The 21,706-nt window shown below is 60.4% G+C and carries 13 protein-coding genes; 2 read left to right on the top strand and 11 right to left on the bottom strand.

All coding sequences use genetic code 11. The annotated features are described in order from the left end of the window. Positions 1-142: 142 nt before the first annotated feature. The 10 genes from H1B37_RS06460 to H1B37_RS06415 form a co-directional block, all read right to left on the bottom strand. On the bottom strand, positions 143-811 hold the full coding sequence (locus H1B37_RS06460; RefSeq protein ID WP_286177470.1) for a DOMON domain-containing protein: 669 nt from the start codon (positions 809-811) through the stop codon (positions 143-145). A gap of 161 nt (positions 812-972) precedes the next feature. Further along, on the bottom strand, positions 973-1,362 hold the full coding sequence (locus H1B37_RS06455) for an amidohydrolase (protein ID WP_182865808.1): 390 nt from the start codon (positions 1,360-1,362) through the stop codon (positions 973-975). 14 nt (positions 1,363-1,376) lie between these two features. Further along, entirely contained in the window at positions 1,377-1,991 is a 615-nt protein-coding gene (locus H1B37_RS06450) for a hypothetical protein (RefSeq protein ID WP_286177469.1), read from the bottom strand. Positions 1,992-2,048: 57 nt separating this feature from the next. Then, a complete protein-coding gene (ychF, locus tag H1B37_RS06445) occupies positions 2,049-3,140 on the bottom strand; it encodes a redox-regulated ATPase YchF (RefSeq protein WP_182865807.1) in 1,092 nt (363 codons plus the stop codon). A 133-nt stretch (positions 3,141-3,273) separates the two neighbouring features. Beyond that, entirely contained in the window at positions 3,274-4,197 is a 924-nt protein-coding gene (locus H1B37_RS06440; protein ID WP_182865806.1) for a DUF4339 domain-containing protein, read from the bottom strand. A gap of 5 nt (positions 4,198-4,202) precedes the next feature. Then, positions 4,203-7,094, bottom strand: coding sequence for a hypothetical protein (locus H1B37_RS06435; protein WP_182865805.1), 2,892 nt, complete (start codon positions 7,092-7,094; stop codon positions 4,203-4,205). A 6-nt stretch (positions 7,095-7,100) separates the two neighbouring features. Further along, positions 7,101-9,134, bottom strand: coding sequence for a GAP1-N2 domain-containing protein (locus tag H1B37_RS06430; RefSeq protein WP_182865804.1), 2,034 nt, complete (start codon positions 9,132-9,134; stop codon positions 7,101-7,103). A 3-nt stretch (positions 9,135-9,137) separates the two neighbouring features. Further along, positions 9,138-10,469 carry a hypothetical protein gene (locus H1B37_RS06425; protein ID WP_182865803.1) on the bottom strand — a complete coding sequence of 444 codons (1,332 nt, stop codon included), beginning with the start codon at positions 10,467-10,469 and terminating at the stop codon, positions 9,138-9,140. 290 nt (positions 10,470-10,759) lie between these two features. Further along, positions 10,760-13,765: a protein kinase domain-containing protein gene (locus H1B37_RS06420; RefSeq protein ID WP_182865802.1), complete on the bottom strand. Its 3,006-nt coding sequence runs from the start codon at positions 13,763-13,765 to the stop codon at positions 10,760-10,762. Positions 13,766-13,788: 23 nt separating this feature from the next. After that, positions 13,789-14,463 (bottom strand): ECF-type sigma factor, encoded by a 675-nt coding sequence (locus tag H1B37_RS06415; protein ID WP_182865801.1) that lies wholly within the window; start codon positions 14,461-14,463, stop codon positions 13,789-13,791. A gap of 379 nt (positions 14,464-14,842) precedes the next feature. On the opposite strand from H1B37_RS06415, the gene H1B37_RS06410 reads away from it, so the two are divergent. Both H1B37_RS06410 and H1B37_RS06405 read left to right on the top strand, forming a co-directional pair. After that, complete coding sequence (locus tag H1B37_RS06410; RefSeq protein WP_182865800.1) at positions 14,843-15,841, top strand: DUF1573 domain-containing protein; 999 nt, start codon at positions 14,843-14,845, stop codon at positions 15,839-15,841. 182 nt (positions 15,842-16,023) lie between these two features. Then, positions 16,024-17,586: a sulfatase family protein gene (locus H1B37_RS06405; protein WP_182865799.1), complete on the top strand. Its 1,563-nt coding sequence runs from the start codon at positions 16,024-16,026 to the stop codon at positions 17,584-17,586. 88 nt (positions 17,587-17,674) lie between these two features. Here H1B37_RS06405 and H1B37_RS06400 read toward each other — a convergent pair whose 3' ends face one another. Beyond that, positions 17,675-21,394, bottom strand: a complete 3,720-nt coding sequence (locus H1B37_RS06400) for a CHAT domain-containing protein (RefSeq protein ID WP_182865798.1) — start codon at positions 21,392-21,394, stop codon at positions 17,675-17,677. Between the last annotated feature and the right edge of the window lie 312 nt (positions 21,395-21,706).

The following is a 21,706-nucleotide window of genomic DNA, read 5'->3' as shown; positions in this document are numbered from 1 at the left end:
CGGAATCCGCGCTCGGAGCGGGGAGGGTTCGCCGCGGCTCGTTGCACGCCATAACGATCGCATGACCTCTCCAGGACGGGTGAAGTCTTCCGTTGGCGCGTGTGATGGAGGAAGAGCACGCCCCCGGCCGACGAATCTGAAACTAAACCAAAACCGCGTCGGCCCACAAACTGGGGTCCTCGGTAACAGGGTATTCCGGGCCGGGGCCGAAAGTTTGCCAGCCGAGTTCGCGGTCGATGACGGCGTAGTAAAGTGCCAGGCGGGTTTGCTCGGCAGGCTCGAATCCGGTCAGTGCGGCGGTGGGGATCAGCCCGCGGAGTTCATAGCCGTCGTGCCGCGCGAACGTCTTGATCGACAGCGTGTCGGCGGCGATCGGTTTGGGATTCCCGCGGGCGCGATGGATTTCGATCAGGGATGCGATCGGGCGTTCGCGCCGTGGTCCGCCCCCGGCAGGCATGAACAGGAAACGATGACAGTACTGTGTCGCCCGGTGGATGTTGGGGCTGCAGCGGGTGTCGATCCAAAGATGAAAGCCGTCGCTTTCGTCCAGACGTGTTTCGCGGCACCAGGGGACTTGCCGTTTGCCGTTGACCAGCACATGCACGCCCAGCCCGGCGTCGGACCACGCCAGCCGTACGTCGGCAAACACCTTGCGGCCGCCGAGTGCCCCGAACGATGGCATCCGGCACGATTCGGGAAGCTGCAGACCTTTGGAGGTCCATTCCAAATCCGCTTTCTGGACGTCGACTTCGAAACGAAACAGAAACGTCGGATCGATGAAGTCTTTGGTTTTGGAGTTTGAGGTGGCCAAGTCGGAGCCTCCGGTGCATGGGGTTCCCAGGCTGTGCTTGGGAACACGTGGAAACGTTTTCGGGTAGTGGACGAGGCGACGAGTCCATTCGGATTGCCGGCTGCATGGACTCCTCGCGTCGTCCACTGCCGTTTGGCCGAAGCTTCGGGCGTGAAGATCGTCTAACTCCCCGGCGAGTTGACCAACTCGGTGATTCGATCGAGTGCCAGTCGCAGCGACTTGGCCGCCATCACAAAATTGGTGTGCCCGCTGACTTCGGGTTGGATTTCCTCGTACAGTTCGGTGGCTTTGCGCAGTTTGGACAGTTTCTTCTTGGCCATCTTTAAATAGCCGGCATCGTCCTGCACCTGATCGATCGGTCCGACGGCCAGGATGAAGTCATAGATGTCTCGAACCACACTCCGCAGCTCCTCGTCGTCCTCGGCCTCGTCGGCATGTTTCAGGAACGTCCGCACCATCCACAGGTGGGCGACTTGGCGGTCGATGGCCTCGACCCGGTCCGTTGGCTCGACCCGGTCCGTAGCAGCAGGCCGGTCATTTGCGTCAGGCATCGGCGCGTTCACCCTCACAACGTTTCGGCGGATTCCGATTGGGGTTCGCTCTCGGAATCCGTGGCGGGTTCGGCGACGGCCGCGGCCGGTTTTTTCGGGGCGTGACCGTGGGGCGTGTTCATCGCGACTAAGACCACGCCGACGACGGTCAGTCCCATGCCGACCCACAGCATCGGGTTGATTTCCAGCGGGCCGTGTCCGCGCAGTTTGATGATCGAAACGATCGCCGTGACCGAGACGGCGCCGCCGAACACGATCGGCATCACCAGCAGCGCGTTGCCGCGGCTGGTCATCATCGCGGTGGTCAAGCACAACGCTCCGAACGCGCCCAAGGCACCGGCCAAGAATCCCCATTTGGCCGGCAGGAAGTGCGTCACCCCTTCCACGCCCGGCACCGCGGCGGTGTAGTTAAAACTGTCGCCTTTGACCTTCATCATCGCCAAGCCGCCGACGATCGCGATCACCAGATAGGCGATCCCGATGAACACGTAGGGTTTAAACGGCGTCCAGCCGTCCGGGGGAAGCAACGGTTTGCCGTCGACCCGCGGTGTTTGCGCGTTTCCGATCGTCGGTCCGTAACAGCCCCAGAAAAGTGCCGTGCCGATGGCAAAGAGGATTGGAATCAACATCTTGTTCATGAATACCTAAGCGGAAGTGCTTCGTGGTGGTGGTGTTGGTGGGCCGAATCAAATTTTGTGCAGGAAATGACAGATGTCGCCATCTTGCATGACGTAGTCCTTTCCTTCCACGCGTAGTTTACCGGCTTGGCGAATCTCTTTTTCGCTGCCGTAGGTTTCCAGGTCTTCCAGTGTATAGACTTCACAGCGAATGAAACCCTTTTCGAAGTCGGTGTGAATCACACCCGCCGCTTGGGGAGCGGTCGCACCGACGGGGATCGTCCAGGCCCGGACTTCTTTTTCGCCGGCGGTGAAATAACTTTGCAGCCCCAACGTCTTGTAGGCCGCTTGGGCGATCGTGCTCAGCGCCGGTGCGTCCAATCCGACGTCGGCCAACATCTCTTCGCGATCGGCTTCATCCAGTTCTGCCAATTCGGCTTCCAGTTTCGCGCTGACGCAGACCACGTTGGCTCCCGATGCCTGGGCGTGCTGGCGGACCTTGTCCACCAGCGGGTCTTTGCCCTCCAGGTCGTTTTCGTCGACGTTGGCGACATACAGAATCGGTTTGGCGGTCATCAATCCGAAGCTATGGATCGACTTGGCCTCCGGTTCGGTCAAATTCAGCGTCCGTAAGGGCTGTTCCGATTCCAGGTGTGCGTTGCATTTTTCGATCGCCGTCACCCGAATCTTGGCCTCTTTGTCGCCGCTGCGAGCGGTCCGCTGGGCTTTGGCGAGCGCGTTTTCCAGCGTTTGCAGGTCGGCCAGAACCAATTCGGTCTCGATCGTGTCGATGTCCGCGACCGGATCGACGTTCCCGGAGACGTGGATCACGTCGGCGTCTTCGAAACAACGCACGACTTGGACGATCGCGTCGACCTGGCGGATGTGGCTGAGAAACTTGTTCCCCAACCCCTCTCCATCGCTGGCGCCTTTGACGATTCCCGCGATGTCCACCAACTTGAGTGCCGCCGGGATGGTCTTTTGCGGGGTGATGTACTTCGTGATTCGGCCCAAACGCTCGTCGGGAACGTTGACGATCCCCTCGTTGGGTTCGATCGTGCAAAACGGGTAATTCTCGCTTTGGGCGGCCTGCGAGCTCGTTAATGCGTTGAAAAGCGTGCTCTTGCCAACGTTGGGCAATCCGACAATCCCGGCTTCCATGGCTCTGTTCAAACAGGGGGCGTGTGTGAAACGGGAAAGCGTATCATCGGACGCCCGGTTTTCGTAGGCCACGACGGTTTTCGTGGCTGCGAAAGGGGATCAGGCCAATCCGCCGGTCAGGCCAATCCGCCGGTCAGGCCAGGACGTTGGTGATCGGGACGTTGGTCGCCAAGGCGGTGATCAGGACCAGCAACAGGATGCCCAGCCAGATCATCACGGCGACGGAGGTCAGCAGCCAGAATTGGTTGACCGTTCGGGCGGCCACCAGCGCGGCGATCGCCGAAGCGGATTGCGCGGCGGCCTTCAATTTCAGCGACGCCTGGACGGCCATGACGCCTGAGATGGCCGCCACACCGCTGAGCGAGATCCGGATCGCGGCGGACATGGTGTCGGATTTCAACTTTCGGCCGCCTTGATTGAGCGCGACGATTTGGCCGACCATAAAGATTGCGGCAATGATCAGCAAGCTGACGCCGAAAGCCATGATCAGCGCGTGGTGCTTGGCGATCTCGGTTGCCAACGCACCGGCGTCGGCCGGCGGGGTTTCGCTGGAAACGTGGCTGACCGTCGGGGTTCCGCCGCCGGGGGTGGCGCCGCCGAACAGTTCAGGAATCGCTTCGGCCGCCGGTTTCCACGTCTCCATGCCGTTTTTCCACACCAGCGAGTCCTTCTTCAGGATCTTCGCCTCGCTGTACAAACGCATCTGGTCCATCGACACGGGACCTTGTTTTTCGCCGTTGACGTGGGCGTACCACTGTGCGGTCGCGTTGTCGTTGGCCGCCGGTGCGGCGGGGCCGCCTCCGTCGTGGGATCCTTCGCTGCCCGGCGGAACGCTGGAGGCCGAGGCGGCCATGTCGCCGGCCATGCCTCCGCTGGGAGTGGCGCGGGGAAAGAAGTTCCCAAACTCATCGGCCTTCATCCAGCTCAACCCGTCGCCGGACAACTCATGCATCCGCGTGACTTGGCCCCTGCGGACCATGTCCTTGACCTTGTCCGGTGTCAACGGGCCGATCGTTCGACCGCGGAAGCGAATGAAGACGCGTTCGATTTGAGTCATGCGATTCAGTACGGGAACAAGAACAGGGGGCGTCCCGGGACTTGGTGCACGGGATTGGGTGTCAGTTGAACGTGGCCTTGTTGCAATTTTCCGACCGGAAAAAATGACGTCTCCGCGTCGCCCTCTCTCGCCGCGGCGACGACGTACAAGGTTCCATCGATTTCGGGGGTGCCACCACGAAGATGATACTCGATTTGGCCGCCGGCGGATTTCGCCAGAAACCCGACCCACTTGATCCGCTGTGATGCGACCGTTTCGTAATCCGACAGCGGGTTGGCAAAGCGTCGATAGGCGACATTCAATTCGGCCATGATCACCTTTCGCAATTCCGGATTGAGGTCGTCATTGGTCGGACGTGACTGGTGCCACTGTTCACGGACGGTGCTGCGTCGGGCCAGCATCCGCATCGTCAGCGGGATCATCTGTTTCAGGTCTTCGCTGCCGCGTGTGGCGGCATCCAACAGGTAATAGATCAGCCATTCCTTGATGATGCCGTCGAGGTTCTTTCGTTTCATCACCTCGCTGACCTGGATCAAGAACGTTTGCTCCCACTTGGTGTCAAACCCGATCGCTTGTTTGGATTTCTGGTCGACGACTTGGCTGATCGACCGCATCGGTTCTTCGACGACCTCGGGCAACGGTCCCTGGAAGGCTCGGTTTCGCACGCCGCCCAGCGGATCGGAAACCACGTCCACCCCGATGCTGCCGGCGCGCGACATGCGGTCGGCGTTCTGTTCGGCAAAGGTCTTGTAGATCAGGTGCGATGTCGTCCCGGAGGGGCTGTCCGCATCCGGGATCGGCAACGTCACCAGACGCGACAGGGGGTGTTTGGAAATCAGCCCAAAGGCGCCGTCCAAAATCACCTTGCGGCCCACGATCTCTTGCATCGTTTGGGTGAAATCGGGCATCGCCTTGAGCACCGGATTCGGGTCGGCGAGCGCGCGGATTTTTTCGGCCGACTCGATCAACCCGGACGCTTCGGAGGACGTCACCCCGTTGTCTAGCTTTGATGCCAACGCGTCCAACCAGGCGTTGGTGCGTTCGACGTTGAACCAGTGATCCTCTTCGTCGATGACGGTGCGAAATTCGATGAAATTGGTGCGTGAGACGGACTGGGTGGAGTAATCGCGCAGCCGGTCCGAGTAGACCTCCAGCGAGCGTGAGTTGAGCAACGAATCAATCGCGTCGTCGCGCTGTTGGGCAACCATGCTTTCGTCTTTCATCCGCTTCAGCGCCGAATCGACTTGCGAGCGCAACGTTTCCTGTTTGGCACGGGCGGCATCGGATCCCAGCGGGAATTGATTGGGCAATCGAACGATGGACGAAAGCAATTGTGCGATGGCCTGGCGGTTGGCGGCGGAGCTGCCACGTCGGGAGAGTTCACCGAACTGTCGCTGCAGTTCGGCGACCTTGCCGATCATTTCATCGGACTGCCGCATCGCTTCACCGGCCCGATAGGCGTCCTTGCGTTTGCGGAGATCGTCGACGCGCGCCTGTTCGCCAGGGCTGGCCGCCAATTCGTCCAACTGCGGCAACAGGATTTCGTCGATCAAGGCCGGGTCATCGTTGCTGGCCTGGGCGATCAGTTTTTCGAACAACTCCTGCCGCGTGGCTTCCTTTTCCACCGCCTTTTTGGCCGTCGCTTGCATCGCGACCATTTTCGGCAGCTGTGCGACCTCGGGATTGGTCGAGAGCAGGGAGTTGTAGTAGTCCAGTGCGGCGTCGTATTGTTCGGCCGAGATGAACTGGGTCATCTGGTCGACGGTTTCTTGTTGTGCGGTTTGTTTCCCCGACGACGCGAGGAACATGGCAACGCCGACGATTGCAATCAACACGACGGCCGCAACGCCGACGCCGATCAGGATCAACTTGCGTTTGGCTTGCTTGGCGGGCTGATTGGCCAGTTCTTCGACGCGATGCGTCAGTTCCTCCGGCAACGGCTGGCCGAACCGCGATGCCTGGTCGTAGGCTTTCTGGACGTCGTCGATCGGCGCGTGAGCCTGGAGCTTGGATTCCAGGTTGGCGACCGCCTGTTGACGTTCGCTTTCCATCACGGCTTGGCGATCCAGATCCTCCAGCCACTGCATGGCCGCCGCAACGGATGACTCAAGATGGCCGGGGACGCTGAGTTTGTGTTTGGCCCGTACCGCTTGCCAATTCGACCGCAAGCGTCGCGCTTCGGCTTCGTCACGCTGCTCAAACGCCGCATTGATCTGGGGCGCCAACACCCCCAATTCATTCTCCTGGGATTGTCGCACATGGGCTTCGGCGGCGAAGGAACATTGATCGATCAATCGCGAGGAGGGGGCGACGCGCCAGTTGCCGGCGGTCAGTTCCTGATTCAATTGATACAGGTGTGCGGAATCTTCCAGTTCCAGTGCGTGTTTGAGTTCCTTGTCGATTTGACTCAGCCGGACCTTTTCCCATTTTTCGACGTCGTCTTGCCAGACGCTGTTGGACGCGTCGACCCGCGCGATCTGTCGCAACGTGCGCAGCCGAACCGCCAGGGGGGCCTTGGCGATCGCCAGACGCCGGTGCCGTCGCAACAGCGCATCCAGGGGCAAACTTTCAATGATGGCTTCATTGATTTGTGCCACGTAGTCCTGATTGAGTTTGGGCGGCAACGGGATTCCCATGAACTGCAGAATCTCGTTCCATTCGTCCCACTCGGGGAATTCCAGGTCGGCCGCGGCATCGAGCGCGTTGGGCGTCATTTCGACCCGTTGGATCGCCTCACTGCGCAGCCCTTTGCGCAGCAACATCACGGCATCGTCGAGACGCTGATTGACCTCTTGGACTTGCGTCCGATAGGAATCGGCCAGCACGCGCATTTCGTCTTCGGCAATCCCGTCGCGTTTCTCAAGCGCGCGTCGAATCTTGTCAACGGTCGTTGGCATGGAAAATTACCAGGAAAAATGTATGTGAAGCGGAACACGTCGCAGCACGACGCTTTCCGATTCCAGGAATTTCAGTTCGGGCACCTCGACACGGTGTCCGGTTTCCAAGACGCCGAACCCTGCGTGAAGTTCCGCCGCAACTTGGGAAAGCTGTCCACAATCGTCGACGATCTGCACCAACGCCGCCTGTTGCTCTTTGGTGAGTGCTTTGCTGGACGATTCGAGTTTGGCACGCAACGCCGCCTTCAGTTTGGTTGCCGCCTCGGAAAGGTCCACTCCGCCGGCCCTGCGAATCAGAGAATCGATTCGCGCGTCGCCCTTGCCCGGAAACAGGTGTCGGAAGAACGCTTCGATGACCTCTTTCAAGTTCGCCGGCAGATGGTCGCTTTCCGCGTCGATCGAATCGGCCAGTTTCGCAAACCGGCTCAACTGGATCGCGACGTCGCGATAGGCTTGAGCCTGCTCGCCCAGGAACCCGGTTTGGCTGGTCCAATCAACGTCGGCGATCGCGATCAAATCGCCGGTCTCGCGGCTCCAATACATCTGTGTCGGCCCCAGTGATTCGGGCACCGAGGGGATTCGCTGGACGTTCATCGATTGTGTCCGCTCGGTCAACTGCGTCGTCCGCACCACAAGTTCTTGGGGCTCGCCCAACGGCGTGGCGGTTCCCCCCCAGGCGACCGAACGGGTCTGTTTGATATCGGGCACCGCTCCGGCAGCGTCGCTGACCGGTTTCAAACGCACATAGCCTCGCAACGAAACCGGATTGGGGAGCGGGGTTTCGTCGCTCGGGTTTTCGGCGGCATAGGCCGACAATTGCTTTTTGTCATAGTGCAGCACCAAGTCGTGCGTTTCGGCCGGTACCGGGGCCTTGGGCACGACGACCGGCGTTTCTTCGTCCATCGGCGGCGTGATGTCGACCGGCATCGGGGGAACCGGCGGCGGGGCAGACCCCGGCAGGATCGGCAATCCCGCCATCAGCCGCGCCACGGTCCAGGTCGCCCCGAGTCCGACGACCGCGGCAAGAATCGCGACGGCAATGACCAACTGCTTGCGTTTCTGTTTGCCGCGGATCAGTTCCAAAGGCAGCGAAGGCGGTTCGATTGACGGTGGCGGCCCGCTGACGACGTCCTCATCGGAGGACCAGGAGGATTCCACCGGAGGCGCGGCGTCGGGTTCTTGCACGGCGGTGAACGAAGCGCCCGAGAGCGCGCCGCCGGACAGAGGGTTGCCTGTGTCGCCCCGGATCACGCCGCGTGCCCGCTCAACCCACTGCGATGCCGTCGTGATCGTCGGATGCTTCGTCAAATCAATGGCTTTTCCCGACGACGCGGCAAACCGGGCCTCCTCGGTTCCGACCGGAACAAACCGAACCTTGCATTCGACGTCCGGTGGGATGTTGGCGGCAAAGGTATTGAAGGTCGCACGCCAACGCTGGGCCGCGGGCAACAAGGAAATCGATTCGTCGATCAGCTCCAGCAACCGCCCACGCTGGTCGAGCGGATAGATCACCCATAACGGTGTCGCATCGCCCTGGGCGATCGCCTCGGCCACGACGCCGCCCCAACCGGAATCGCCGGCGACGGATTTCCACGCCGTACAGATTCTCGGCGGTTGGTCGCCGCGGGGAATGGTCGGTCCACTGGCCGGGGTCTCACATTGGCCCAGCCACTCGCTGCGCATGATCGACCCCTGACTGATCAGCCAGGCCGGACCGGCCGCGGGCATCTCACCGGGCGCGACCGTCACGTGGTGCGCGATCTTGTTGGTGCGGCCGGTGTAGTCGGTTCCATAGGCCGCGATGCGGGAAAGCACCGAGACGACTTGGCCGCCCAGATTGACGCGTTGATGGGCGAACGAAACCGGGTTCTCCCCGGCGCGGTTGCTGTCGGGCGCAAACAGGTGGCGATAACTCGAGATGGCTTCCAGCTTGCCGATCACATTGATCGGCATTCCGGCGGTCGTCAGGACCGTGCAGAAACCTCGACTGCCGTGACGCAGACCCTGGGGGGCGGAAGTGTAAAGTAATTCAGTACTCAAGGGTCACTCTAGTTGTTCCGTCATCCAGCGACCATCTTCCAGGGACGCGGCGTCACCGGTCGCCCCGACCAAACCGCCCGCCCAATTGTGTAACGCCACCAACATCGGAATCTCGACCCAATACGGTTGCATGTCGCGGGGCCGAATCCCCAACGCTCCGGTCGCCGGATCGACCGACGGACTGCTGCCGCTGGCGCTGACCGGGATGAAGGTCAAACTGGTCGAAAAACCTTCCGCCGCGGCGACGATTTCCGGACAGATTTCCGACATCAATTCGCCGACCTTGTCGGACGTGTCTTTGATCCGGCGGCTGTCCAAGGTGCAGAACTTGGTGCCCTCGACCGGCAGATACGGCTCTTCGGTCGAAACGTCCGGCAACAGGTTCTTCCAAGCGTCCCACTTGGTCACGATCACGATCAACGGCCGCTGATGCAATTCGTCGTCCCGCAGACCCGCATGGCGGCGGACACGCTGGATCGCTTCCAACAGGATCGTGTCTTGACGCACGCTGGTCTCGCGGGCCAGGCGTGAGGTCCGCGACACCATTTGAGGATCGTCCGTCTTGCCCTCACACGCCCGTCGAAAACGCGTGTCTTGTGTGGGGTCGAAACAGAAAAACAGACACTTCGAACTGGCCAAGTGCCGCGTGACCGGGTTGACCGTCTTGTCGGCTCCGGGAAAGAAACTCTCCCCGGCATTGTCGTACAGGCAAACCAGTTTGGAGATTTCGCGGTTGCGGCGATACCGCGGATGATTCGACAGCGGTTGCAGATTGAACATGAACGGACGCGGCAACGTGACACTGTGGTCGCCCATGTCGACCGTGTCGTACATGTCGCCCTGTTCTTCTGTTTTTGCCAGTGCCACCGGTGTGTCCAGGTCCGGATTCATGAATTGCAGTTCTTCGTATTCATGAATCCGCGAATTCGTTTCCGCATCCACATCGCTCAACGAAACCGCGAACCGTTTGGGCAGCGTCTGGCGCAGCTTCCATGACAGCGACGTCAGAAAGTAGCTCTTGCCACAGGCCGGCGCCCCGAAGATGCTGAAGAACAAACTCGGCACCTGGTACATCGAACGCGGAACGTGCAAATGGCATTTAGGACACGCCATCCGCGTCGCGTACTGTCCCATCTCGTCGATCGCGTCGCCTTGGGGACTGAACCGGCTGGGCAAAAACCGCTTGGCGTGTTGGAACCCCAATTTGGCGTCACCCAGCAAATCGGGATGCTCGGAAATCCAAAGCGACTCCTCGGGGGCATACGCATGCCAGCAGTGCGGACACGTTACCTTGTTCAGCAGTGTCAAAGCCTTGGTTCGGACTGCGGTCGGCATGCGAAAAGGGTGACTCAACAGGGGGCGGAGATGCGGAAAGTGAACGCATCGCCAGTTTAGTCGATCAAGGGTCTCGATTCCACCAAGCCGGGGTGCCGGCGGGCGGTGTCTCGATCGCCGGCAGGACCGGGCGCGATTAAGCCTGTTGACGGGATTAGACGGTCGCGGTTCGGTTTTTCGGTCGCGGAACTCGGCCACCCTTTTGCGCCGGCGTGGCGACGCACGAGGGCCGAAAACCTTGGCGGCTTCCACTACGACACGAAACCTGCCTCCCGAGCCTTGGTCGACTGCTAGGCCGTCCGAGTGATGTCCTTGGCCGACGGTAGGTACGGCGCGGCCGCCGGGCGGACGCGAAGATCAAAGAACGCCGGATGCTGGGCCAACAGCAACGGGAACATCGTCGCCCCCGATTCGCTCAGCCGCCCCAACAGGCCGTCGTCCAGATCCGCGTCGGTTCGCAGATCAAAGATGGCGCGATTGAGTGATGACCCGAACGGTCCGTAGGGAAACTCGGCCAACCTGGTCTCCCGCTGACGAAAATACTCTTCGGCCGACGTCGGCTCGGCGGCAAATCCTTGTTCCGCCGCCGCGCTCCGGTAGTCCCGTTGTTGTTCGTAGATGTCGATCAGCAATCCGATGGCAAGCAGACGAGATGGATTGCCTTCGGGGGTCGAGTCACGATAGCGCTGGGCGTCGACAAGTGCACGGCGGTCGTATTGAAAGAACCAGTCGACGCGGCTCTTGTCGGTCTTGATCAGCATCGACATCGGGTTCAATTTGGTCGCGGTTCGGAGCGCGTCGATCGCTTGCTCGCCCAAACCGAGTGCGGCCAACAGCAAGCCGCGTTGATGTTGGACTTGAAAGTTGTATCGGTGTTGGCGGTGCAGTTCGGCGAACAACCGATACGCTTCATCGTAATGGTCCAACGATTGCCATTCGATCATCGCTTGAGCCACACGGGCGTCGACCGAGCTGGGGTCTTTTTCGAGCGCCTTGGTCATGCTGGTGCGTGCTTTTTCCAAGTGGGCGAGCGATTCGGCGGTGTCGCTTCGCGCCGCCAGGTTCAACGACGCCAGCGCGATCGCCGCCAGTGGTTCGCTCAACCGCGGGTCTTCTTCATGAGCTTTTTCAAAACAGCTGATCGCCCGCTCCAGCCCTTTGGTGCAATCGGCATCACCGTAAGCATGCCCTCGCATCAGACATCCATAGGCCATCGGGTCGGGGGCGTTTTGTTTCTGGCCGCTGGTGACCAACGCACGACCGATTTGTCGGGCGATGTCCGAGGCGACGACGCTTTGCGCCAGGAACTGTCCTCCCGGCAGGGCCACCGTTTGCTCGGTCACGAACTGCTTGCCGTCCAGAACGCTGCCGTCGACCGCACTGACCAATTGCCAATTGACCAACCAATACTTCTGCTGACCCGAAGTCTGGCTTTCATAAGAGCCGGTCAAGAACGCATCGACGCCCAATTCAGCTCCCAGCGAGACGAATTGTTGGGGCGTCTGGGCCGTCTGCGGCCGATAGGGAAGCACCGTCAAACCGTCCACGGCCGAGAGTTCGTTGACCAACGCCGAAGCGAGGATTTCGCCATCGGCCAAGCCGCGTTCGGCCAGCAGCATGTCCCCGTCGTTGTCCTCGGCCGTCGACGCGTTGACCTCACGCAGCGACAACACCGCGATCGATTCGATCGCCCCCATATTGACCGTCGCTTTTCCCAGCGTCAGGGAGCCGAACATGCCGCCGAGCAGTCCTCCGGCAAGGGTCGTCAACATGTGTCGACGCAGCATCCCTTCGCCGGAATCGATGCCGCACACGGGATGCCCCGCCCGCTCCGGAGCCGACGAAACGCTGCGATTGATGTCGAACCGCCGCAACCGCGCGTAAACGTCGGTGGCCGTCGGGCGTTTGGCGGGATCTTTGTCCAAGCATTGCGCGATCAGCTCGCACAGCACCTTGGACTTCTCACACGGCTGACGGTCGTATTCCACTTCGCCGCGAAGGGTGCCGGCCAGACGATCCGCCGGCGTGGCGCCCGGGATCGCCTGTTTGCCATAAAACACTTCGTACAACACGCATCCGAATCCGAACATGTCGGCCGCGGTGGTTGCCGATTCTCCGCGGGCTTGTTCGGGGGCCATGTAGCCCGGGGTCCCCAGGATCGTTCCCGAACGCGTCCGGCCGGCGTCCTGGTCATCGCCCGGAAACGCCGAATCGCTGACCCGCGAAAGTCCAAAGTCGACCAGTTTGACACGCGGCCCGGAATCGTGGTCCGAGTCGTGGTGGTCGACCAGCATCACGTTTTGCGGTTTCAAATCGCGATGGATGACACCGGCGGCGTGGGCCGTTGCCAACGCGCCGGCGATTTGCATTCCGATTTGGCAGGTCTGTTCGGGCGACATCGGGCCGGCGGCAAGCTGGTCGGCCAGCGTCAGCCCGCTCAAAAACTCCATCACCGCATAGGGCGCGTTGCCTGCCATGCCGACATCGAACAACTCCACAATGTTCGGGTGCGAAAGCGCCGCGACCGCCTTGGCTTCGCGCTCAAACCGTTCCACCAATTCGATCCGTTTGGGATCCGAGGACGCCAGATGGGGAAACCCCAGCATCTTGATCGCGACGGGACGATCCAGCCGGGTGTCCATGGCGCGATAGACGACGCCCATCCCACCACGGGCCAACACGCGGCTGATCGCGTAGGGGCCGATGGAGCTGGCTGATTCGCCGTCAGGGTGCTCGCGTCGTGCCCGCATGCTGGCATCCGCTTCGGCGACCTCGGGGCTCCCTTCTGCTTTGGTGTCGTCGTTGGCGTCCGCGGGAGTCGCGAAGCCCGGTGAGGGAGAGCCTGGTGAGGGAGAGCCTGGTGAGGGAGAGCCCGGTGAGGGAGCCATCCAGTGGGTGTCAGGCGATTGCTGATCGGTGGGGTCGAGATTGATCGCGTCGGAGGGGGAACGGTGCCCGGCAAAAGGGCTCGTGTCACGGTGGCCGGTGGGTGATCGTTCGGCGGGCATCCGCCCCAGGCCTGGCGATCCGGTCTTGGACTGAAAGGGGGTCGGGATCGATTCGGTGGCTTGACGGGCGCGATGGCGTTTGGATTGCAGTTCGCTCTCGATCGCCAGCAATTCCTCGCGCAGCAGTTCGATGTGCTCGCGGAGTGGGGTTCCGGCGTGTTGTTCGATGTACGCCTTGATCGCTTGCTCGACCGACAGCGGACGGTCGCTGTCAAAACATTCCTCGAACTCCAGGCACACCGTGTCGATGGCGGCCAATTCGGCGGCGGTCAGGTCGTCCAAATTCATCGTGTTTCCACCGGGGCATTGGTTCAATCAGACTCATCCGAGTCGTCTTCGTCGGAATGGGCAGCTTCCGACCACGTCCGCCGGATCAATTGCAATCGGCGTTCGGTCGCTCGTTTGCTGATCCCCAGCCGATCGGCGATTTCGTCTACCAGAAAGCCGTCCATCCGCATCACGGCGATCTGCCGTAATTGGGCGTCGGGCAATTGGTCCAGCAGCGTGTTGCAGGCCTCCTCCAGTTCGACATTCAAATCCGCCGTCATCGCTTCGTCGGACACTCCGCCGATTCCGGGCGACTTGCGGGTGTCGTCGCTATGCATGAAAACGGACTCGCCACGCACGGCGCCACCGCCACGTTTCTGACGGGTTTGGAATCTCAGGTGCGCATTGACTTTGCGGCCCGTCAATGTGATCAGCAACCCCCACAGGTTGTCGGGGCCACTCAGATCCGGGAATTGGTCGCGGCGGATCCCCGCGATAAAGCTGTGAAAGGCCGACAGGGCGATGTCTTCTTCGTCCCCAGCCCGTTTTAAATTCGCCGGCAGCCGTTTGGCCGCCAATCGAACCAACCGCTGGAAATAACCGTCCCAAAGCTCGCCGATCGCTTCGTCATCTCCGTCGCGGACACGCTCCAGGGCAGCGGCGAACCGCTCGGGGGCATCGACACCGGGCTCGCTTTCTTTATCGGGGTGGTTTTCCATCAAGTCAACGCAGACGTGAGAATCCGAACATCCGGTGGTACGGATATTGTGGAAAAACAGTTCAAGTTCGGGGGATTCCCTTGCCCAACTTGTTGGATTCGGTAATCATTCCCATCGTACCAGGATTCATACCGGAGAATGCGACAAGGGTCCACCGGCGGTCTAACCAGGACAGTCCCCCGAAGCCTCCCTAAGATCAACCGGCGCACCGATTTGACGACAATCGGCGGCGTGATTACGGCGAGGATTTTGTGGCGATGCGACCGCGAGATGCGATTTCTTGACCTAGGTTCCCTCCAGCGGGGAGCACCTTGTGGAGTATTCGCGCTACATGAATTTTGTCACGACAATCAATCGCCATCCGGGGGGAGTCCACCACATGTTCCGCGCCACCGTCACCGCCCTTGTCATCCTTGCGGCTTCGCTTTCGATCTCCGCCAGCGTCGCAGCCCAGTCCCAATGGCCCGACAACGCATTTGCGATCAAAAAGCACGACTTCGGGACCGTCGCGGTGGCTTCGAAAACGGAATTCCGATTCCCCGTTTACAACCCCTACACCGAGCCGCTGCACATCCAGACCGTGCGCCGCAGCTGTGGCTGCACCACCCCGATCGTCGAAACCGAGTACATCCAGCCCGGTCAGACGGGATCGATTCTGGCACGGTTTAACACCGACACCTTTCGCGGCAAGAAAGGCGCGACGCTGACCGTCGTGTTCGATAAACCGTTCTATCGCGAAGTCCGCTTGCGGGTCGACGGATACATCCGCAGTGACATGGTCTTCCACCCCGGTGCGATCGAGTTCGGAACGGTTGCCCAAGGCGAATCGGCGTCCAAGTCAACTCGCGTGCTGTACGCCGGACGCAGCAATTGGGAAATCGTCGACGTGCGTAGCAACGTGCCGTGGTTGGTCCCGAGCAAAAAACTGGTCAGCCGAGGCGCCGGACGGACCGACTATGAATTGACCGTCGCAATCCGCGAAGATGCCCCCACGGGCCCCTTCCAAAACGAAATCATCGTGATCACCAACGACACGAAACGACCCGAAGTTCCCTTCCCCGTCGCCGGAACGGTCGAAAGCCCGCTCAGCATCTCGCCCCAAGCGATCGCGTTTGGAAGCCTGAAACCCGGCCAAAAGATCGAAAAGCGATTGGTCATCAAAGGCGCCACCCCGTTCACGATCGAATCGATCACCTGTGAAGGCTGGGATGTGACGTTCCCCAAGGTTGCCGTCGCCAAGACCATCCATATCGTCCCGGCGACCTTCGTGCCGACCGACGCCGAAGGCCCACAAAAGGTCACCGTCTTGATCACCACCGCCGGTGAAGAATCGGTCACCGCCAAAGCGATCCTGACCGCCGATATCCGCGACGAGTGATCGCCGGCTCGACGAGGTTGCCTTTCCAACCCGAGCCCAACATCGAATCAGCCCACCGATGGCAAAGCGTACCCACGGATATAAATCGGTTTGGGATCCGTGGGTACGCTTTGCCATCGGTGGGTTTTTTTGTGCCAATTTCCCAGCCGTCATCCATTCAACTGGCGCCCTGTTTCGATCCCATGCCTCAAAGCCGCCTACAGTGCCCTCCGGTCTGTCTTCCACTCCTTCTGTTCTCGATCGGCTTGCTCTGTTGTTGCGTCGGCCGACACGCCTCGGCCGCACCGCCCAACATCGTCTTTGTCCTGTGCGACGACCATCGCTATGACTGCATCGGCGCCGCCGGACACCCGTTCATCGAAACGCCGCACATCGACGCGATCGCCGACTCCGGTGCGATGTTCACCAACGCCTACGTGACGACCTCGCTGTGCTCCCCCAGTCGCGCGTCGATTTTGACCGGACAATATGCGCACAATCATCGCGTCGTGGACAACTACCATCCGGTCGATGCCGATCTGGTGTTCTTTCCGCAACAACTGCAAACCGCCGGCTACCAAACCGCCTTCATCGGCAAATGGCACATGGGCGGTGACATCGACGACCCGCAGCGCGGCTTTGATCATTGGGTCGCATTCAAAGGACAAGGCACGTACTGGCCCGACGGTCACGGGACCACACGCGAAGTGCCCCAAACGACCTACGACGGTTTTAATGTCAATGGGAAACGAGTCGCCCAGAAAGGTTACATCACCGATGAACTGACCGATTATGCGATCGACTGGTTGGCGAATCGACAATCCGACAAACCGTTCTTTTTGTACGTCAGCCACAAAGGGGTTCATGCGGATTTCGTCCCCGCCGATCGTCACCGCGGTCGCTACGACGACCAACCGTTGCCGATCCAAATTCCCACGCCCGAACAGATGGACGCCGGAGACCTACCGATGTGGGTCCGCAACCAACGTAACAGTCGGCACGGCGTCGATTTCGGATACAACATGGCCGACTTTTCACCGACGGTTTATTACCGTCGCTACTGTGAATCGATCTTGGCCGTCGATGACAGCGTCGGTCGCTTAAATCAATACCTGCAACAATCCGGGCTCGCTGACAACACCGTGTTCGTCTACATGGGCGACAACGGGTTTCAATTCGGCGATCATGGTTTGATCGATAAACGCGTCGCCTATGAAGCGAGCGCCAAGGTGCCGTTGTTGATGAAGGCCCCGGGGCGAATCCCGGCCGGTCAAACCTACCACCACCTGATCGGCAACATCGACATCGCGCCGACGTTGTTGGAAGCCGCCGGCGCAGAATGCCCCGCGGCGGTCGACGGCATCAGCTTGTGGAAATCGATCTGCGGAACTTCGACCGACGAAGTGACGCGAAAACACTTGCTGTACGAATACTATTGGGAACGAAATTATCCCCACACACCGACGTTGCACGCGGTGATCGGCGGTCGTTGGAAATACATCCGTTGTCACGGACTTTGGGACCGCGACGAGTTCTATGACTTGCAAAACGATCCCGAAGAAATGAACAACCTGATCGATCATCCATCGATTCAAGCACGGATCAAAGCGATGAATCAGACGCTCTGGACGTTGCTGAAAGAATCCGGCGGCAACGACGTTCCGTTACTGGAAGACCGCGGTCCGAACTTTCCCTGGCGGCATCCCGATCACGCACCACAGGCCGAATTCCCGAAAGAGTATTTTCGCGAAAGCGAAAAAGGGTGAACCGTTGGTGTCTAGCCTTCAGGCGATCTCCCGTCGCGGCTACGCAGCGAGTGTGTGCGGCTAAAGCCTGGACACCAGCGCAGGGCTATCAACCCCCGTCCCCTTTAAACTCGCGCAGCCATTGGCGATCATCGGCGTGCAGACTTTTCAGGCTGACTTCGATTTGATCACCGTTTTGCTTCTGCAGGACGACTCGGTCTCGATGGGTCGCGATCCATTTGGCGATTGTCGCATGTTTGCCGTCCGCACTGCGCCAAGTCCGAAACCCGAGCGCATCGGCGGCGCCCGCATCGGGACCAATCGGCTGTGAAATCCCGGCCGCGGTAAAGGCGGCCCACAGGTGCGGCATGGGAGGAAGCCCCTGCGCATCGAGCCGGCGCATCGTGGCCAGTTGAGCCGATCGCAGCGCCGCCGCGGGGGGCTTGCCGCCGGACAGCTGGTCAAAGAAGTCCTTCATCAAGTCGGCCGTGATCTGGTCGGGGATGGACCACAGCGTCGCCACGACCGTTTTCGCGCCCGCAAGACGAAAGGCATGGCTCAACCCCGCCACACCCTCACCGCTGCTGGCGCTTCCGACGGCGGTTTGGCAGGCACTGAGGACAACCAGTTCGGTCCCTCGAAAATCGCAATCCAAGATTTCCAATCCCGTCAGAATGCCATCGCCCTGGCCACCGAAGGCCGAGTTTGCGTTAGCAAACGCCAATCCGCAGGTCGCCATCGGGTGTTGTTCGTGTCGATACTCCGAAAACCCGTGCGTGCTGAACACGGCGATCCGAGGCCGATTGGCGGTTTTCACGACGTCCTCTTGGGCATTGGCGCCGAGGGCGATTCGTGGGGCAGAGCCTGTCAGGGTTCGCAAATAAGGCGATACCGCCTGTGCTTCCTTGGCCGTTCCCGGTAACGGTGAAAAGGGGACGCTGGCCGGCTGGCCGTTCGCATCGTTTCCGTAGTCGGGATTGGCAACCATCAACGGTGCGGACACCGGCTGGACCGTTTTGATCGCCAACAGATCGCGACCGCTGAGCAGGTATTGGATTTCGTGGTCTTCGATGACCCGTTTCCCGTCGGGTTTGGTCAATGCCGCAAACGGGATTCGCCACAATTGATGATCGGGCGAGACGAGCCACTTGGGGGTGGTCATCACTTGGTCGGGCAGCGAATGCAGGACCAGTGTCGAGATGACGTCGAGGTGTTGGTTGATCGCTGCAATAAAGTCATTGGGAATCATCTGCCCGCCCAAGCTGGCATGAAATTGGATCAGCGGTCGCGACAATTGATTCCAGTCATCGCAGACCACTTCCAATTGAATCTCCCCGCGGCCGACCGGCGGGATGACCCAGACCAGGGCCTGCAACCCACGATGCGTCGGCGCGATCGAGATCAGTTCGCGGGTGATCGAACTGTCCAGTTTGGTGCGCACGCCGGCGACCGCGCATTCCAACAGCACCGCGTCGCCGGGAATGCGTTGCCGAACACTCGACAGGTCGCTCCATGGGGATTGCCGAAGCTCTGTCCAACCGGTCGAACCCAGTTGCCATGACAGTTCTGATTCGCGAGTGCGGAGCGCGTCGAGCCGGTCGTGTCGCTCCGCCGCGGCGCCCGTGGGTTTGAGTCCGTTGGTAGGATTCTGAAGAGCGGACAAGGTCAGCGATGAGATTTGTTCGCGGACTTCGGCAAGTTGCTCCGCAATCTTCCGGACTTGGGGATCTTGCGTCGATGCGGTCATGCGATGGCGTTCGGCCAGGGCGCGCGTTGATGCGCCTTTGGCGTTCAAGACCCAACCGGCAGACAATTCGGCGGCGCGGGGGACCGATTTCAATCGCACCGCCATTTCCAAGGCATCGTGAAACGCGGGTTGGAACCGCTGCCGCAAAAACTCCGCCTGCTCGGTCTCTGACAACAGTGGCAACGTCCGAGCGACGTAATCGCGAAAAGCCCGCTGGCTTTCATCCATTCCGGACAGCGCGAGCTCGAATTTTTCCAATCGTTCGAACAGTAGCGCCAGTTGCGCCGCTGCGTGAGCGGTGTCGGGATGATTCGGGCCCAGTAATTGCTTGGACTGCTTGTAGTGTTCGACCAAGGCCGGTTGGAGCACCTCCCACCGGTCCGTCTCGCGCACGTCAGCGAGCAATTCGGTCAACAGATCGCGTGTTTGACGACTGAGCGCTCCGTGCGCCTCGTCGGCCCGTTCCCACGCTTGCACGCGCCACTTGAGTGCGGCTCGGACATCTTCGGCCTTGGCTACGAAATTGGCCATCTGTCGATATTCGTCCCAGTCGACCGCCTTTTCCTGGGTGCGTTGGTGATCCAGGTAGCGTTGGTACGTCGCCACGGCGTTGTCGTGTTGCCCCAGCGCGTGTTGTGTCTCGGCAATTTGCCGCAACAAATACGTCCAACCGTCACCGAATCGCCCGTCCGATTCAGCCATCTGAATCGCCCGCTGAAGCAGTTCCAATCCACGCTGGTGGTTTCCTAAAACGTGTCGATAGGCCTGACCGCAGTTTCGGATCAGGTTTTGGTGTCGGATCGGGGCGCGTTGCAGGCGCCGGTCCCCGGCCGCCAACAGGTCCTGGATGGCTTTCTCCGCTTCGGCGACTTTGCCTTGTTCCTTCAGTTCACGAACCTTGGATTCGATGCCGCGGATCTCTTCAAGAAACGCCTCCTCGCGCGTCTTGGGCTTGGCGGCGACTTTCGGCGTCAGCGGTATGTGACGATGCTTCAGCGCGGGATCAAATTCCGTCGCCAACGAATCCATCGACCGATCCAATTTCCAAACCTGTGACAGTCGACCGTACTCCAGACGAAGGATCAGGTACTGGCGATCCGCTGAGAGCGCAAGGCCATCGGTGAAGAAATACGGATTGCGACTGATTATTGCGTTGACTTCGGGGGCGAACGGGAGATAACGAATTCGATCGGGTGATGCGAGTGCGCGAATCTGGACCGCATCGATCGCAGTCCCTTCGTCGCTGCTACCATCGCAGCTGAACAGGCGATCGGCTTTGGAATCGAAAACCGGCCAAGAGTGGTACGGCAGGTGCAAAAGTCGCCGCCCCGACCGTGCGTCAAAGCTTGCCACGCCGCGCTCCATCACCGTCTTTTGAAATTGGCCAATGATCTGCGTCCCTTCCGCAGCGATTGACAGGTGTTGCAACGAGTGCTCCAAGGGAATCGCCCTGGACGTCTTGGACGACAAATCCCACTGACGGGTCAGTTTTTGGCAACTTGACAAAATCGTCGTTCCGCGATCGTCAAAGTCACAGCTGGCGATGGATGTCGGATGCGGGGGCAGATCGGCGATCCGACTGCCATCGGTCAGGTCCCACAGCGAAATGTCGCGATCGTCGCAGAGTGCGAGAACCGGTTCGGCCGGAGAAATCACCGGGAAACTTCGAGTGCTGTTGACCGGCAACGTGCGAACGAGGACACCGTTCTCCAAATCAAACTGTCGCGCCGAACGTTGATCACAAACCACCAGGTAGCGGCCGTCGGCTGAACAGGCGGTCGTCCGGACGACCAGCGGTCCATCGAAGGCAAAGCGATTGATTTCTTGGCCCGATTTCAGATCGATCAACACGATCGCTTTGGTTTTTGAGGGCAACCGATTTTGTGGAGAGGCGGGATCGAAGACGCAGGCAACCATTCGATCACGCCCAGCGACATGGATGCCGACCGGGCCGTCTTGGGGCGTCATTGCCAGCGTGGGACGCTCGGCAGTGAGCGCAAAACGATCGTTGGCGTCAGCGGCAAATCCGATGCCCGTGACGAAGGCGATCGAAAGAATGAATGCGACGAGCCGAAGGGCCATGGTTGTCCTCAAAGAGCGTTTTGGTTTTACCGCGATCCTCTTGCTTGCGGCACTACCACAGACGCGGCAAGAGCCCAGATGGTTCCGCCGATTGTGTCGCCGGCAGGATGCAGATGTTGTCACCGGTCGACTGGGACACTTAGTCGCTCAAATCCAGGCGGAATGGGTGGGCGGGATCTCCCAGAAGGACGGCGCCGCATGTACCAGTGATGCCACAGCATGTCGATCGGCTCGCGCGTGCCCCGCGCCTTCGAATTAAGAACGAACCCTCCCTGGCGAGTTCGTAGTGAGAGTCTGTTGCCGCTTTTCTTC

It is taken from the genome of Stieleria mannarensis, from assembly GCF_014154935.1.
GTDB lineage: Bacteria > Planctomycetota > Planctomycetia > Pirellulales > Pirellulaceae > Stieleria > Stieleria mannarensis.
The sequence above is the reverse complement of the archived record's forward strand: the minus strand, read 5'-3'. Positions and strand labels throughout refer to the sequence as shown.